The following is a 14,351-nucleotide window of genomic DNA, read 5'->3' on the forward strand; positions in this document are numbered from 1 at the left end:
CCAAGTGACCGATCGGACTACGTCGACTCGCTTAGGCTGTTAGAGAAGTGCAGTCCTGCCCGATTCGAGGGCCTGCTCCCGGCGTCGGGTCTCGGCGTCGTGGAGCCGGGGTGAGGAGGTGTCCCTCGTGGACGTCGACGCCGGACACGGCGCCGCCCTGGGGGGCGCCCTTCCGACCCAGCCAGGTGAGCTGCCGCTCGCCCGCCGGCTGCGGTCACTGCTCACCTGGCCGACCACCGACTCCGACCCGGTCACCCACCTGGTCCGCACCCACCGCGGCATCCACGCCGGCACCGACCCCGCGGTGCTGCGCCGGGCGTACACCATCGCGGAGAACATGCACCGCGGGCAGTTCCGCAAGAGCGGTGAGCCGTACATCACCCACCCTCTCGCGGTGGCGCAGATCTGCGCGGAGCTGGGGATGGACACCACCACCCTGGTCGCGGCGCTGCTGCACGACACCGTGGAGGACACCCGCTACACGCTCCAGGCGCTCTCCGAGGACTTCGGCGGCGAGGTGGCCCACCTGGTCGACGGGGTGACCAAGTTCGACAAGGCGTTCTACGGCAAGGCGGCCGAGGCGGAGACGATCCGCAAGATGATCGTCGCGGCCGCCAAGGACGTCCGGGTGCTGATCATCAAGCTGGCCGACCGGCTGCACAACATGCGCACCCTCGGTGTGCGCTCGGCGTCGTCGCGGGAGCGGATCGCCCGCAAGACGCAGGAGGTGCTGGTCCCGCTCTGCGACCGGCTGGGCATCCAGACCCTCAAGCGGGAGCTGGACGACGTGGTGCTGCTGCACCTGGAGCCCGACGAGCACGCCCGGCTGGCCCGGCACGTGCACGACCGGCCCGGCTGGGATTCGTACCTCGACTCGGTGGTCGCCCGCGCCCGGGTGGCGTTGCGTCGTGGCCGGGTCGACGCCGAGGTGAGCCCTCGTCCCCGGCACCTCTACTCGATCTGGAAGGACACCATCGCCGGCGGCCACACCGCGCCGTACGATCTGCCGCGCATCGTGGTGGTGGTCGACGGCCCGCCCACCGACTGTTACGCCGCCCTGGGCGCGATCCACGGCACGTGGCGTCCCGTCGCCGGCCGTTTCAAGGACTTCATCGCCTCACCGAAGAACAACCTCTACCGGTCGTTGCACACCAGCGTCTGCGGCCCGCAGGACCGCACGGTGGAGGTGCTGATCCGCACCGAGGAGATGCACCGGTCCGCCGAGTACGGCATCGCCGCCGACTTCCGCTTCCCCAGCTCGGGCAGCGGCAGCGCGACGGCCCGCGCCGAGCAGCTGGACTGGCTGCGCCGGGTGCTCGACTGGGAGCCGGACGCCGCCGACCCGGCACAGTTCCTGGAGTCGCTGCGCTGCGACCTCGCCGAGGGTCAGATCCAGGTCTTCGCCGACGGACGGCAGGTCGTGCTGCCGGCCGGCGCCACGCCCGTCGACCTCGCCTACGAGTTGGGCAACGAGCGCGGCGACCACTGTCTCGCCGCGCGGATCAACGGCCGGTTGGCGCCACTGAGCTCGGAGCTGGACGAGGGCGACGTGGTGGAGATCTTCACCGAGAGCGACGGCGACAACGGCTTCGAGGCGGGTGTGGCACCGCGTGGGCCGCGCCGGGAGTGGCTGAGCTTCGTCAAGTCACCGCACGCGCAGATGCAGATCAACCGCTGGTTCGCCGAGCACACCGAGCCGGGCATCACGATCAGCGACAAGGTGCGCCTCGGCCGGGCCACCATCGGGCTCGCCCTGCGTCAACACAACCGGGGCCTCGCCAGTGACCTGCCGCTGCTGCGCCTCTCCGAGGAGTTGGGCTACCCCGACCTGGAGACCCTGCTCGTCGCGGTCTTCGACCGGGTGATCGAACCGGACACCGTGGTACGCCAGCTCATCGACCTGGTCGACCATCGACAGTGACCTGGGCGGCCCCAGCGCGTCCGAGGGACATTCGTGACCACTAGCCTGGAATCATGATCCCCCGCTACCGCGCCACCGGTCGGGCCATCTTCTACCAGGCCTTCTACCGGCTGCCCCTGCCGGTACGCCGGCGTCTGGTCAAGCTGGCCGTGCCCAAGTACATCGTCGGTGCGGTCACCCTGGTCCGCGACTCCGAGGCGACGGGTGCGGGCCGGTTGTTGATGCTGCGCCAGCCGCCCGGCAAGGGGTGGTCGCTGCCCGCCGGCCTGCTCGACCGGGGTGAGGCGCCGGTGGCGGGCGCGGCCCGGGAGCTGTTCGAGGAGTCCGGCATCCGGCTCCCCCCGTCCCGGCTGCGCCCCGCCGTCCCGAACGCGATCGTGCACGCCAAGGGCTGGGTGGACGTGGTCTTCGAGACGGAGGTGCCGGCGTCCGACACCGAGCTGGTGGTGGACGGCGCGGAGGTCTTCGAGGCTGCCTGGCATCCGCTGGACGACCTGCCCAAGCTGACCTGGCCGACCGCCCGGCTGCTCGCCTACTACGACATCGGGCCGCTGGCCGGGCAGTTCCCGCCACCGGTGCCCGACACTCTGCCGTGACCGCGACGGCCGGCGTACCGGCCCGGGTGTGCGCGGTGGTGCTCGCCGCCGGCGAGGGCACCCGACTGCGCCCGCTCACCGAGCGGGTTCCCAAGGCGCTGTGCCCGGTGGGCAACGTGCCGCTGCTGGACCGGGCGCTGGCCCGGCTGGCCGGGCTCGGCCTGGCCGGTCCCGGGCACGTCGCGGTGAACGCGTGCTACCTCGCCGACCAGGTGGTCAACCACGTCGGCGACCGCGCACACCTGTCGGTGGAGCCCGGCGACCCGCTGGGCACCGCGGGCGGGGTGGCCAACCTGCGGGACTGGATCGACGGCCGGCCGGTGCTGGTCGGCAACGCCGACGCGTACCTCGCCGACCCGTCGACTCCCCCCGGCCCCGACGTCGCCGCCCTGCTGGACGGCTGGGACGGGCACACCGTGCGCCTGCTCGGCCAGCCCGCCGAGGACCCGACGGCGCCGGGGACCTTCGACGGGCACTGCTTCACCGGCTTCTCGCTGCTGCCCTGGCGACTGGTCCGTGACCTGCCGGTGGTCTTCTCGGACCTGGTACGCGCCCTCTGGCGGCCCGCCGAGGCTGCCGGCGACCTGGAGGTGGTGCCGTACCCGGGCACTTTCTACGACACCGGCACCCCGGCCGACTACCTGGCGGCCAATCTGCACGCGGCGGCCGGCGGGGCACTGGTCGACCCGTCCGCGACGGTGACCGGCCGCTGCGTGGAGTCGGTGGTCGGCGCCGGTGCGCGGGTCGACGGCGAGATACGCCGCACCGTGGTGTGGCCGGGGGCGGTCGTACGCGCCGGGGAACGTCTGCACGACGTGATCCGGTTCGGGGACGGCTGTACCGTGCCCGCCGCCGCGCACGGTGCAGCCGCGGCGGCTCCCCCTCCGGGTCCGGCCGGAAACATCTAGCATGGGCGACGACGCCGACGAACGGAGAAATGCCCCGTGATCACCGCGATCGTGCTGATCGACTGCGCCACCGACGCGATTCCCGAGGTGGCGGAAACCCTGGCCAACCTCCCCGGCGTCAGCGAGGTCTACTCGGTGGCCGGGCACGTCGATCTCATCGCCATCGTCCGGGTCCGCGAGTTCGACCAGATCGCCCAGGTCATCGCCGGCAGCATCTCCAAGGTCCCCGGCGTCCTGAACACCGAGTCGCACATCGCCTTCCGGGCGTACTCGCAGCTCGACCTGGAGGAGGCGTTCGCGATCGGCCTCGCGAGCGCCGACTGACCCGCCGCCCGGCCTCGGACGCACAGCGGCCGGTCCACCCGCGCGGGTGGACCGGCCGTCTGCTGCCGCTGGGTCAGCTCTCGCTGGGAGCCGGCACCTCGGTGGAGCCACCGCCCGGAGCCGGCGACTCGGTGGTGCCGCCCGGAGCCGGGGACTCGGTGCTGCCGCCCGGAGCCGGCGACTCGGTGCCACCCGGGCTGGGCGTACCGCTGGCGCTGGCCTGCGGGACCGGGATACCGAGCTGGTTGGCGAGCTGCACCAGCTCGTCGTAGTGCGCCTGGAGCGTCGGCAGGGCGGTCTGGGCCAACTGGACCACCGACTGCTCGGAGCCCTGCGAGATCTCCGTCTGGGTGGCCTGGATGGCCTGGACGTGACCGGCCAGCTCACTGGTCACCCAGAGCCGGTCGAACTCCGCGCCGCTGGCGTTGTTCAGCTTGTCGATGACCGCCTGCTGATCGGCGCTGGGCTCGTTCGGCAGTTCCACGTTGAGCTGCGACGCGGTCTGCTGCACCGTCTGGTCCAGCTGGGTGTGGTCGGTCTTGAACATCGCGCCCAGGTCCTTGACCCCCTGGTTCTGACCCTTCTGCTGGGCCAGGTCACCTGCGGTGATCTCGAACAGGTTCACCTGGTGCACCGCCTGCAGATACTGGGTGTCCTGCGTCGACGGCTGTGCCGCGGCCTGCGCGGCCGCGGCCGGCGCAACGCCGACCAGTACCAGCGCGGCCAACAGGCCGAGGCGTTTGATACCCAACATGTTCCCCCCCTTGAGACGTTGGACCGCACGGATACCCGGCTCACCGGGGTTATTCCTGCGATCCCCTCCTCGCGCGGGTCGGCCGGTCCCGCCGTGGCCGTCCGACTCCTGGCCGGATGGGCGGTGGATACGGATACGACGGGGCGCCCGCCGGAAATCCGGCGGGCGCCCCGTAACGGTTGCGATCGGGCGGTCAGCGGCGGCTCTCGCCGCTGCCGATCTCCTCGCGCTCGGGTCGGGCCTCGACGGGCGGGTGCCCCGGCGAGACCGGCGCCTCGACCGGCTTCTCGATCGGGTAGAAGAAGCCCCGGATGGCCGGGCCGAGGGCACCGAGCCGGTTCATCTTCTTGGGCACCACCCAGCCGACGTACTCCAGCTGGCCGTGGCCGTCCGCGTGCCCGTTGGACGCGCTGAGCGGCTGGTGCACCTCGACGAACCGGCCATCCGGCAGGCGCCGGATGATGCCGGTCTCGACGCCGTGCGCGAGCACCTCCCGGTCGTGCTGCTGCAGACCCAGGCAGAGCCGGTAGGTGACGTAGTACGCCAGCGGCGGGACCACCAGCAGGCCGATCCGGCCCGCCCAGGTCATCGCGTTCAGGCTGATCTGGAACTTGTCCGCGATCACGTCGTTGGCGCCGGAGAGCGTCAGAACGACGTAGAACGCGACGGCCATGGCGCCGACGGCGGTCCGGGCCGGAACGTCACGGGGCCGCTGGAGCAGGTTGTGGCTCTTGCGGTCCTTGAGGTGGCGGGCCTCCAGGAACGGGTACATCGTCGACAGGCCGACCAGGATGCCGGGGAGCACGACAGTCGGCCAGAACAGCGGCGGAATGACGTACCCGTCGCCGATCGGGATGTTGATCTGCCAGGCCGGCATGAGTCGGGTCGAGCCGTCGAGGAACATGACGTACCAGTCGGGCTGGCTGGCGGCCGAGACCACCCACGCCTCGTACGGGCCGAACAGCCAGATCGGGTTGATCTGGAACAGACCGCCCAGCAGCGCGATGACGCCGAAGACGACCATGAAGAAGCCGCCCTGCTTCAGCGCGTACCGCGGGAACATCCGCTCGCCGACCACGTTGCCGTTGGTCCGGCCGGGGCCGGGCCACTGGGTGTGCTTCTGCTTGAAGACCAGACCCAGGTGGACGCTGATCAGCGCGACCAGCAGACCCGGGATGAGCAGCACGTGGGCGATGAAGAACCGGCTGATGATGATGGTGCCCGGGAACTCGCCGCCGAAGACCGACGAGGTGACCCAGGAGCCGATCACCGGGATGGACAGCATGATCGCCGAGGCGATCCGCAGGCCGGTGCCGGACAGGCCGTCGTCGGGCAGCGAGTAGCCGGTGAAGCCGGCCAGGAAGCCGACCCAGAACAGCAGCGAGCCGATGATCCAGTTGGTCTCCCGCGGCTTGCGGAACGCGCCGGTGAAGAAGACCCGCAGCATGTGCACGACGATCGCGGCCATGAACAGCAGCGCAGACCAGTGGTGCATCTGCCGCATCACCAGACCGCCGCGGACGTCGAACGACAGGTCCAGGCTGGACGCGTACGCGGCGGACATCGGGGTGCCCTGCAACGGCGCGTAGCTGCCGTCGTAGACCACCTCGGTCATCGCCGGCTCGAAGAAGAAGGTGAGGAACACACCGGTCAGCAGCAGCACGACGAACGAGAACAGCGCGATCTCGCCGAGCAGGAAGGACCAGTGGTCCGGGAAGACCTTGTTCAGCAGCTTGCGCAGCGGCGTGGCCACCTGGAAGCGGTCGTCCACTCCCACCGCGGCCTTGCCCGGCGTCGCCGCAAGGTCAAACTTTCGACGCTTCATGGCCGCTCCCAGAAATCAGGCCCGACGGTCTCGGTGTAGTCGGACTTCGCCACGAAGAAGCCCTCGGAGTCCACCTCGATCGGCAGCTGCGGCAGCCGCCGGCTGGCGGGGCCGAAGACGGGCCGGGCGTTGTCGGTGATCAGGAACTGGGACTGGTGGCACGGGCAGAGCAGCCGGTTGGTCTGCTGCTCGTACAGGCTGGCCGGGCAGCCGGCGTGCGTGCAGATCTTGGAGAACGCCGCATAGTCGCCCCACATGTAGTCGCCGTGGCCGATCCGCTCGTTGGCCCGGCGTGACTGCTCCGCGTCGCTGCTGCGCAGGTGGATCAGGAGCGTCGGCGAGTCGGCGTGCTTGTTGCTCACGCCCTCCTCGATGCCGGGGAAGACGGTGATCTGACCACCGGCGCTGACGTCCGCCGGGCGGATCGGGCGACCGTCCTCGCGGACCAGGCGGATCCGCTCACCACCCTCGGCGGCGCCGAACCCGGTGGTGAACATCTGGTTGTTCTTGTGTGGCTGGGAGATCAGACCGCCGACCAGGGGCGCCGCGGCGACCGCGGCGACCGGCGCGAGGCCGGCCAGCAGCGAGATGCCGAGCAGCGGGCGGCGCTTCACACCGAGTTCGTCGGCCAGGTAGAGCATGGTCTGACCGGTGATGGTGCGCCCCTCGGCGTCCACCACGCCCTCGTGCCGGTCCTGGATCGAGACCTCCTTGGGCAGCAACTTCTTGCCCCAGGTCAGGATGCCGAAGCCGACGGCCAGCAGGGCCACGCCGAGGGTCGCGCCGAGCAGCGGGGTGTAGAACTTGTCGCCGCCACGGCCCGGCTCGTACTGCCACGGCCACCAGATGTAGATCGCCAGGAAGGCGGTCGCCGCCAGGCCGGTGATCAGGAAGAACCCGGCCACGACCCGGGTGAGCCGGCGCTCGGCCTTGGTGCCGGGCAGCACCTGCGGCTCGTAGTGCACGATCTCGATGTCGTCCCGGCGTGCGCCTTCACGGACGATGTCGAACCGGGTCAGCGTGGGGTCGTTCACGTCGAGCGGCTCCCGGCCCTGCGGGGCCTGGTGCTCGGTGTGCGTGCTCATGCCGTCACCTCGCTACGGGTGGCGCCGAGCGGCACCACGGCACTGAAACTGAAGATCCGCTCGGTCACGACTTACCCGCGATCCACAGGCTGGCGAAGACGAGCGCCACGATGCCAACCAGGAAGATCGCCAGGCCCTCGGTGGACGGCCCGTACCGACCGAGGTTGAACCCACCCGGGTCCTGGTCGTGCTTCAGCGTCTCCTGGATGTACGCGATGATGTCGGCCTTCTGCTCCGGCGTGATCTGGTTGTCGCCGAACACCGGCATGTTCTGCGGGCCACTTAGCATCGCCGCGTAGATCTGCCGGTCGGTCGCCGGGTGCAGGCTCGGGGCGAACTTGCCCGAGGAGAGCGCGCCGCCGCCGGCGCCGAAGCCGTGGCATTGCACGCAGTTGACCCGGAACAGCTCACCGCCGGCCGCGACGTTGCCGCCGTCGCGGATTGCGTCACCCTCGGGCACGACCGGGCCGCCGCCGAGTTCTTGGATGTACTCAGCCAGCTGGCGGGTCTGCTCGTCGGTGAAGACGGGGGGCTTGCGGTGCGCCTGGGCCTCCTGGCGGGCCAGCGGCATCCGGCCGGAGCTGACCTGGAACTCGACCGAGGCCGCGCCGACGCCGATCAGGCTCGGTCCGCGACCCTCGACGCCTTGGGCGTTGCGTCCGTGACAGGTCACACAGCTCACGTCGAACAGCGCCTTGCCCTCGGCGGCGGCGCCGGTCAGCGGCGGGTTGTCCTGCGCCTGCGCACCGGGGGCGAAGACGGTGTAGGCACCGCCGGCGAGCATCAGCGCGGCGATCAGCCGGACCGCTGCGCCCAGGCGGCGGCGGCCCCTGCTGCGCACGGCGGGCCGCCCGCGCAACCGCGCGAGCAGACCGCGTCGGCGGTCGTTGTCAGAAGTCATGAGCGGTGTCCTTAACCGGTTGGACCTGTCTCAGGGGACGGAGCAGCAGTGCGGAATGTGACGCGCAAGATCACTGAAGCCAGTAGATCATGGCGTACAGCCCGATCCACACGACGTCGACGAAGTGCCAGTAGTACGACACGACGATCGCCGAGGTCGCCTGCGCCGGAGTGAACCGGCCCATGGTCGTACGGACCATGAAGATGATGAAGGCGATCAGACCGCCGGTCACGTGCAGGCCGTGGAACCCGGTGGTCAGGTAGAACATCGACCCGTAACCGTCTTCGTTGATCTTGACGCCGTCGGCGACCAGGTGCCGGTACTCGTTCAGCTGGCCGAGCACGAAGATCAGGCCCATCACGAAGGTGACGGTGAACCAGCGCCGCAGCGCGTGCACGTCACCCTTCTCCGCCGCGAAGACGCCGAGCTGGCAGGTCACCGAGGACAGCACCAGGATCACCGTGAAGGTGGTCGCGTACGGGATGTTCAGCGCCTCGGTGTGCTTCTCCCACTGCTCCGGCGCAGCCGCGCGGATCGAGAAGTACATCGCGAACAGCGCCGCGAAGAACATGAGTTCGCTGGAGAGCCACACGATCGTCCCGACGCTGACCATGTTCGGTCGGGTCAGAGAGTGGATCCGGCTCTTGTCAATGGCTGGGGCCGCAGTCACGCCGTCATTATTGCCCCTGACCGGGGCCGGCGATCAGCGGGGTGGCAAACCTGCGCCTTCCGTGGCCCGGGCGTCAAGGTCCGGTTCGCCTGGCCTAGCCTGAAAAGCGTGCTGCACGTCGATCCGATCCTCGCCGCCACCTCGGCCCCGCCGCCGTTCACCATCGGCGCGGTGTTGACCGAGACCCGGCTGGACAGCTGGCTGGCCCTCGGGCTGGTGCTCGCCGCCGGCCTCTACCTCTACGGGGTGCACCGGCTGCGCCTGCGCGGCGACCGCTGGCCGGTCGCCCGGACCGTCTTCTTCCTCGGTCCCGGCCTCGGCGGCATCGCGCTCGTCACGCTCAGCGGTCTGCACGCGTACGACACCACGCTGCTGTCGGTGCACATGATCCAGCACATGGTGCTGTCCATGGTGTCGCCGATCTTCCTGGCGCTGGGCGCGCCGATGACGCTGGCCCTGCGCACCCTGCCGGTCGGGCCACGCAAGCGCCTGCTGGCGATCGTGCACAGCCGCGTCGCCCGGGTGTACAGCTTCCCCCTGGTGGCGTTCGCCATCTTCGTGGTCAACCCGTTCGCGCTGTACTTCAGTGACCTGTACCGCTTCACCCTGGAGCACGCCTGGGCACACGAGCTGGTGCACGCGCACTTCATCATGACCGGCTGCGTGTTCTTCTGGCCGCTGCTCGGTCTCGACCCGCTGCCCGGCCGCTGGCCGTACCCGGCGCGGGCGCTGCTGATGCTGCTCTCTGTGCCGTTCCACACCGTGCTCGGGCTCACCATCATGCAGAGCACCACACTCTTCGGCGGCGACTGGTACCCGTCGCTCAACCTCGGCTGGGCCGACCCGAAGGCCGACCAGGTGCTCGCCGGCGGCATCCTGTGGGCCGGCGGCGAGTTCGTCAGCGTCACCATGCTCGCCGTGCTGGTGGTGCAGTGGGTCAAGCAGTCCGAGCGGGAGGCCCGCCGGGTCGACCGCGAACTGGACCGCCAGGAGGCCCGCGAACGCGCCGCCGACGCCGCGCCCGCCTGAGCTGCGCAGACGGTACGCCCCAGGGCCGGTGTCGGGCGGGATGTCGGCTACGTCACGTCGACCGGTACGATCGGCGGGCAGCTACGAGGTGGGAGCCTGTTCAGCCATGAGCGATCGTCTGTGCACCGTCTTGCTCTACAGCGACGACCCGCAGGTCCGTGACCGGATGCGGCTCGCCGTCGGCACCCGGCCCGCGCCCGGCCTGCAGATCGAGTTCGTCGACGCGTCGACGTACGCCGAGACGATCCGCCTGGTCGACGACTACGAGATCGACCTGCTGCTGCTCGACGGTGAGGCCAGCCCCGGTGGGGGCATGGGCATCGCCCGGCAGATCAAGGACGACCGGGACGACGCTCCGCCGACCTGCCTGGTGATCGCCCGCGCCGCCGACCGATGGCTCGCCGCGTACGCCGAGGTCGACGCGACGCTGGTGCACCCGCTCGACCCGGTGACCACCGGAGGCACGGTGGCCGAGCTGCTGCGGACGCACGCACCCGCCTGACGTCCCCCGCTCTCCGGCACCGCCACGGCGTCGGACGAGTCGGCGCCGGTTCCAGCCCACCCGCACTTCGTACGCTCGGGAGGCCCGCCATGGGCGATCGGACCTGGCCGCACCTGCTCAACTCGCTGCTGCGCGGCGAGGAGCTGTCCACCGCCGACACCGCCTGGGCGATGGGCGAGATCATGGCCGGCTCGGCGGGCGCCGCACAGGTCGCCGGCTTCGCCGTGGCGCTGCGCGCCAAGGGTGAGACCTCGGCCGAGCTGGCCGGGCTGGTCGAGACGATGCTCAGCAGGGCCGTCCCGGTCGACCTCCCCGACGAGCTGCGCTCCACCGCCCTGGACGTGGTGGGCACGGGCGGTGACCTCGCCCACACGGTCAACATCTCCACCATGGCCGCGCTGGTCGTGGCGGGCGCCGGCGTCCGGGTCGTCAAGCACGGCAACCGGGCGGCGTCGTCCTCCTGCGGCACCGCCGACCTGCTGGAGTTCCTCGGCGTGCCGCTCGACCTCGACCCGGACGCGATCGTCCGCTGCGTCACCGAGGCCGGCATCGGGTTCTGCTTCGCGGCCCGGTTCCACCCCGGGATGCGCCACACCGGGCCGGTCCGCCGGGAGCTGGGCGTACCCACCGTCTTCAACTTCCTCGGCCCGCTGACCAACCCGGCGCGCCCCCGTGCCGGCGCCGTGGGGTGCTTCGACTCGCGGATGGCACCGGTGATGGCCGGCGTGTTCGCCGCCCGGGGTGACTCGGTGCTGGTGATGCGCGGTGAGGACGGGCTGGACGAGTTCACCACCGCCGCGCCGACCCGGGTCTGGGCGGCTCAGGGCGGCACCGTACGTGCGGCCGTGCTGGACGCGACGGACCTGGGGGTACCCCGCTCCACCCTCGCCGACCTGCGCGGCGGTGACGCCGCCTACAACGCGGGCGTGGCCCGCCGCCTGCTGGCCGGCGAGACGGGTCCGGTCCGGGACGCGGTGCTGGTCAACGCGGCGGCGGCGCTGGCCACCCAGGGCCCGCTGGACGGTGACCTGACCGAGGCGCTGCGCGCCGGCCTGGACCGCGCCGCCGAGTCGCTCGACTCCGGCGCGGCTGCCGCGACCCTCGACCGCTGGATCGAGACCGCCACCACCGCCTGACCGGACCCCGCCGCCGGTCCCGACCCGGCGCTTGGGATCCCGGATCCGCGGTCTCCACCAGCCCCGGACACCCCGAGTTCCAGGATGTCCAGTGGATCACGCACGGAAATTGTCGGACCCGGGTGGGAAAGTACAGCCGAGTAGTTCTCCGTTCCCGTCTGTGCGCGGCTGTCGCATCCTCGGGGGCGGGTCGCCCGTAGTGATGAGGAGACACCCGTGTCGCACCGCGAGCTCCACTGCGACGTCTGTGCGGGCGTGGCGCCGTTCGAGACGCCGCCCTGCGTCGACGGCCACGGCGCCGACTGCCCCGAGCTGATCTGCACCGGCTGCGGCACCGCCGTGGTGATCGCCACGTTCGCCTTCCGGGTCACCCGGCTGGCCGACCACCGACGCCGTCAGCCCACCCGGCGCCGCGCCGCCTGAACGGCCCTCGCGCCGGTCACCCATGACGAAGGCCCGCTCCCCATCGGGAAACGGGCCTTCGCGGCGGTACGGGTCGGTCGCGGCGGCGACCGGGTGGATCAGTGCTCGGCGGTGCGCCGGGTGCCGGTGTAGTACTCGAACAGCAGCCCGCAGGCGGCGAAGACGACCGCCAACAGGCCGGCGCCGATCAGCCAGAACTGCCAGAACACCATGCCCAGCGCGGCGACCGCGGCGGCCAGCGCCAGGCCGAACGGCCAGTAGCTGCCCGGGCTGAAGAAGCCGATCTCACCCGCGCCGTCGGCGATCTCGGCGTCCGGACGATCCTCCGGACGCAGGTCGATCCGGCGGGACACGAACCAGAAGAAGCCACCACACATCGAGCAGAGCAGGAACGACAGCAGCAGGGCGACGGTGCCCACCCACTCGACGTTGCCGGACTCACCGTGCGTCCAGGCGCCGTACAGGATGGTGGCACCGAAGAGGAACCCGGCGATGATCAGGAAGATACGCCACTCGGTCTTCATGCGGCTGCCTCAGCTTCCCGTGCGGGCCGGAACGTCGTCCGGGTTGAAGTTGTCCTGCGTCCGCCGGGTGTCGAACGGCTGCGTGGTCTGCGCGTACGGCTGCTCACCGATCGCGGTCAGCGCGTCCTGGGTGGACTTGCCGCTCTGCTTCGCCGCCAGGAACTGGTCGTACTTCTCCGGCGAGACCACCCGCAGCTCGAAGTTCATGAACGCGTGGTAGCTGCCGCACAGCTCGGCGCACCGCCCGACGTAGGCGCCCTCGGCCTCCAGGCTGGAGACCTCGAACACGTTGCGGATCTTGCCCGGCATGACGTCGCGCTTGAAGAGCAGCTCCGGCACCCAGAAGGAGTGGATGACGTCGCGGCTGGTCTCCTCGAACCGGATCGACCGGTTGGTCGGCAGCACCAGCACCGGGATGACCTCACTGGTGCCGAGCGTCGACGCGGTGGTGCGGGCCTCCGTGCCCTGCCCGTCGCGGTAGTTGAACTGCCAGTTCCACTTGAACGCGACGACCTCGACCGTGACGTCGGGGTTCTTCGACAGCTTGTCGACGTCGGTCTGCACGATCGCGGTGTAGTAGAAGAGCACCGAGACGATCAGGATCGGCGCGATGGTGTAGAGGAACTCCATCGGCATGTTGTAGCGGGTCTGCACCGGCAGCGCGTTGCCACGCTTGCGGTAGCGCACGACGCACCAGAAGATCAGGCCCCACACGAAGACGCCGACCGCGAGGGCGGCGATGCAGGAGGCGATCCACAGGTCGTACATCCGCCGGGACTCCGCCGAGATGCCCCCCTGCGGCCAACCGAAGCCGTCGAACGTCGCGCCGACGTCACAGCCCGTGAGCAGGACCAGCAGCGCCACGCCGCCGAGACCGAGCCCGGCCAGCCGACCAGCACCGCGCCGCCGGCGTCCACCGGCCCCCTGGGAAGCGCTGTGCCGTACGGCCGACGGCCGTACCTCCGAACTCCTTGCGACCACCTGGTCCTGCCTCCCTAGCGCGCCGCGGTGCGTCTTTCCTCGGCACCCACGACAAAGGCGTCACCGACGGTCGCAGATTACTCGACCATGACGGGCTCGGCCGTGGTGGGGTCACTGTCCGCCCCCATCGGGGGGATCCTGGGCATACCGCCGCGATACCGTACTGATCTGTGAGCGCTTCCCCGGTCTATTTCGACGCGGCGACCGCCGCGCCGACACATCCGGTCGCCCGGCAGGCGCTGCTGGCCGCCCTGGAGGACGGCTGGGCCGACCCCGGCAAGCTCTACACCCAGGCCCGCCGCGCCCGGCAACTTCTCGACGCCGCCCGCGAGGCCACCGCGCAGACGCTCGGCGTCCGCGCCGACGAGCTGTCCTTCACCCCCAGTGGTACGACCGCCGCGCACGGCGCGGTGCTCGGTGGCCTGGCCGGGCGGCACCGGATCGGGTCGACGCTGGTGCACTCGGCGATCGAGCACTCCGCCGTCCTGCACGCCGCGCAGCGGCACGTCGGGGCTGGCGGCGTCGCGCACGCGGTGCCGGTGGACCGGCTGGGCCGGCTGGACCTGACCGCCTGGTCGGACGCGGTACGCGCCCCCGGGGTCGGGTTGGCGGCGCTGATCAGCGCCAGCCACGAGGTGGGCACCGTGCAACCGGTCGCCGAGGCGGCCGCGGCCTGCGCCGACGCCGGGGTGCCGCTGTACGTCGACGCGGCGCAGTCGGTCGGCCGGGTGCCGCTGCCCGCCGGGTGGTCGGTGCTCACCGCCAGCGCGCA

16 protein-coding genes are annotated in these 14,351 nt (G+C 70.9%); 9 read left to right on the forward strand and 7 right to left on the reverse strand.

Features of this window, described 5'->3' with window-relative positions:
- Positions 1 to 127: 127 nt before the first annotated feature.
- Genes F8271_RS10560 through F8271_RS10575 form a run of 4 tightly spaced genes read left to right on the forward strand, consistent with a single transcriptional unit; the run spans position 128 to position 3,749 of the window.
- Complete coding sequence (locus F8271_RS10560) at positions 128 to 1,921, forward strand: bifunctional (p)ppGpp synthetase/guanosine-3',5'-bis(diphosphate) 3'-pyrophosphohydrolase (RefSeq protein ID WP_151489537.1); 1,794 nt, start codon at positions 128 to 130, stop codon at positions 1,919 to 1,921.
- A gap of 53 nt (positions 1,922 to 1,974) precedes the next feature.
- Positions 1,975 to 2,517, forward strand: coding sequence for an NUDIX hydrolase (locus F8271_RS10565; RefSeq protein WP_151489522.1), 543 nt, complete (start codon positions 1,975 to 1,977; stop codon positions 2,515 to 2,517).
- Positions 2,514 to 3,425: a sugar phosphate nucleotidyltransferase gene (locus F8271_RS10570; protein ID WP_151489523.1), complete on the forward strand. Its 912-nt coding sequence runs from the start codon at positions 2,514 to 2,516 to the stop codon at positions 3,423 to 3,425. The genes F8271_RS10565 and F8271_RS10570 overlap by 4 nt, the downstream gene beginning before the upstream one ends.
- A 36-nt stretch (positions 3,426 to 3,461) precedes the next feature.
- Positions 3,462 to 3,749: an Lrp/AsnC family transcriptional regulator gene (locus F8271_RS10575; RefSeq protein ID WP_151489524.1), complete on the forward strand. Its 288-nt coding sequence runs from the start codon at positions 3,462 to 3,464 to the stop codon at positions 3,747 to 3,749.
- A gap of 73 nt (positions 3,750 to 3,822) precedes the next feature.
- Here F8271_RS10575 and F8271_RS10580 read toward each other — a convergent pair whose 3' ends face one another.
- The 5 genes from F8271_RS10580 to F8271_RS10600 all read right to left on the reverse strand — a co-directional run bounded on the left by F8271_RS10580 (position 3,823) and on the right by F8271_RS10600 (position 8,984).
- The gene (locus F8271_RS10580) at positions 3,823 to 4,503 is read right to left on the reverse strand and encodes a DUF4142 domain-containing protein (RefSeq protein ID WP_151489525.1); all 681 of its coding nucleotides are present in this window, start codon (positions 4,501 to 4,503) and stop codon (positions 3,823 to 3,825) included.
- Between the two features lie 193 nt (positions 4,504 to 4,696).
- On the reverse strand, positions 4,697 to 6,328 hold the full coding sequence (locus tag F8271_RS10585; RefSeq protein WP_151489526.1) for a ubiquinol-cytochrome c reductase cytochrome b subunit: 1,632 nt from the start codon (positions 6,326 to 6,328) through the stop codon (positions 4,697 to 4,699).
- Positions 6,325 to 7,413: a ubiquinol-cytochrome c reductase iron-sulfur subunit gene (locus F8271_RS10590; protein WP_151489527.1), complete on the reverse strand. Its 1,089-nt coding sequence runs from the start codon at positions 7,411 to 7,413 to the stop codon at positions 6,325 to 6,327. The genes F8271_RS10585 and F8271_RS10590 overlap by 4 nt, the downstream gene beginning before the upstream one ends.
- Positions 7,414 to 7,477: 64 nt before the next feature.
- Positions 7,478 to 8,314: a cytochrome c gene (locus F8271_RS10595; protein WP_151489528.1), complete on the reverse strand. Its 837-nt coding sequence runs from the start codon at positions 8,312 to 8,314 to the stop codon at positions 7,478 to 7,480.
- A 70-nt stretch (positions 8,315 to 8,384) separates the two neighbouring features.
- A complete protein-coding gene (locus F8271_RS10600) occupies positions 8,385 to 8,984 on the reverse strand; it encodes a heme-copper oxidase subunit III (RefSeq protein WP_151489529.1) in 600 nt (199 codons plus the stop codon).
- Positions 8,985 to 9,092: 108 nt separating this feature from the next.
- Here F8271_RS10600 and F8271_RS10605 point away from each other — a divergent pair, with 108 nt between their 5' ends.
- The 4 genes from F8271_RS10605 to F8271_RS10620 all read left to right on the forward strand — a co-directional run bounded on the left by F8271_RS10605 (position 9,093) and on the right by F8271_RS10620 (position 12,074).
- Positions 9,093 to 10,013: a cytochrome c oxidase assembly protein gene (locus F8271_RS10605; protein WP_370461892.1), complete on the forward strand. Its 921-nt coding sequence runs from the start codon at positions 9,093 to 9,095 to the stop codon at positions 10,011 to 10,013.
- A 106-nt stretch (positions 10,014 to 10,119) separates the two neighbouring features.
- Entirely contained in the window at positions 10,120 to 10,515 is a 396-nt protein-coding gene (locus F8271_RS10610; RefSeq protein WP_151489530.1) for a hypothetical protein, read from the forward strand.
- Positions 10,516 to 10,604: 89 nt separating this feature from the next.
- Complete coding sequence (gene trpD, locus F8271_RS10615) at positions 10,605 to 11,651, forward strand: anthranilate phosphoribosyltransferase (protein WP_151489531.1); 1,047 nt, start codon at positions 10,605 to 10,607, stop codon at positions 11,649 to 11,651.
- 216 nt (positions 11,652 to 11,867) lie between these two features.
- On the forward strand, positions 11,868 to 12,074 hold the full coding sequence (locus F8271_RS10620) for a hypothetical protein (protein WP_151489532.1): 207 nt from the start codon (positions 11,868 to 11,870) through the stop codon (positions 12,072 to 12,074).
- Between the two features lie 98 nt (positions 12,075 to 12,172).
- Here F8271_RS10620 and F8271_RS10625 read toward each other — a convergent pair whose 3' ends face one another.
- Both F8271_RS10625 and coxB read right to left on the reverse strand, forming a co-directional pair.
- The gene (locus F8271_RS10625) at positions 12,173 to 12,598 is read right to left on the reverse strand and encodes a cytochrome c oxidase subunit 4 (protein ID WP_151489533.1); all 426 of its coding nucleotides are present in this window, start codon (positions 12,596 to 12,598) and stop codon (positions 12,173 to 12,175) included.
- Between the two features lie 9 nt (positions 12,599 to 12,607).
- Positions 12,608 to 13,579, reverse strand: a complete 972-nt coding sequence (gene coxB / locus F8271_RS10630) for a cytochrome c oxidase subunit II (RefSeq protein WP_151489534.1) — start codon at positions 13,577 to 13,579, stop codon at positions 12,608 to 12,610.
- A 170-nt stretch (positions 13,580 to 13,749) separates the two neighbouring features.
- Between coxB and F8271_RS10635 the strand changes: the two genes are divergently transcribed.
- Positions 13,750 to 14,351 (forward strand): aminotransferase class V-fold PLP-dependent enzyme (locus F8271_RS10635; RefSeq protein ID WP_151489535.1); only part of this gene is annotated, 602 nt, incomplete at its 3' end.

The organism is Micromonospora sp. ALFpr18c (assembly GCF_008868155.1).
Lineage (GTDB): Bacteria > Actinomycetota > Actinomycetes > Mycobacteriales > Micromonosporaceae > Micromonospora.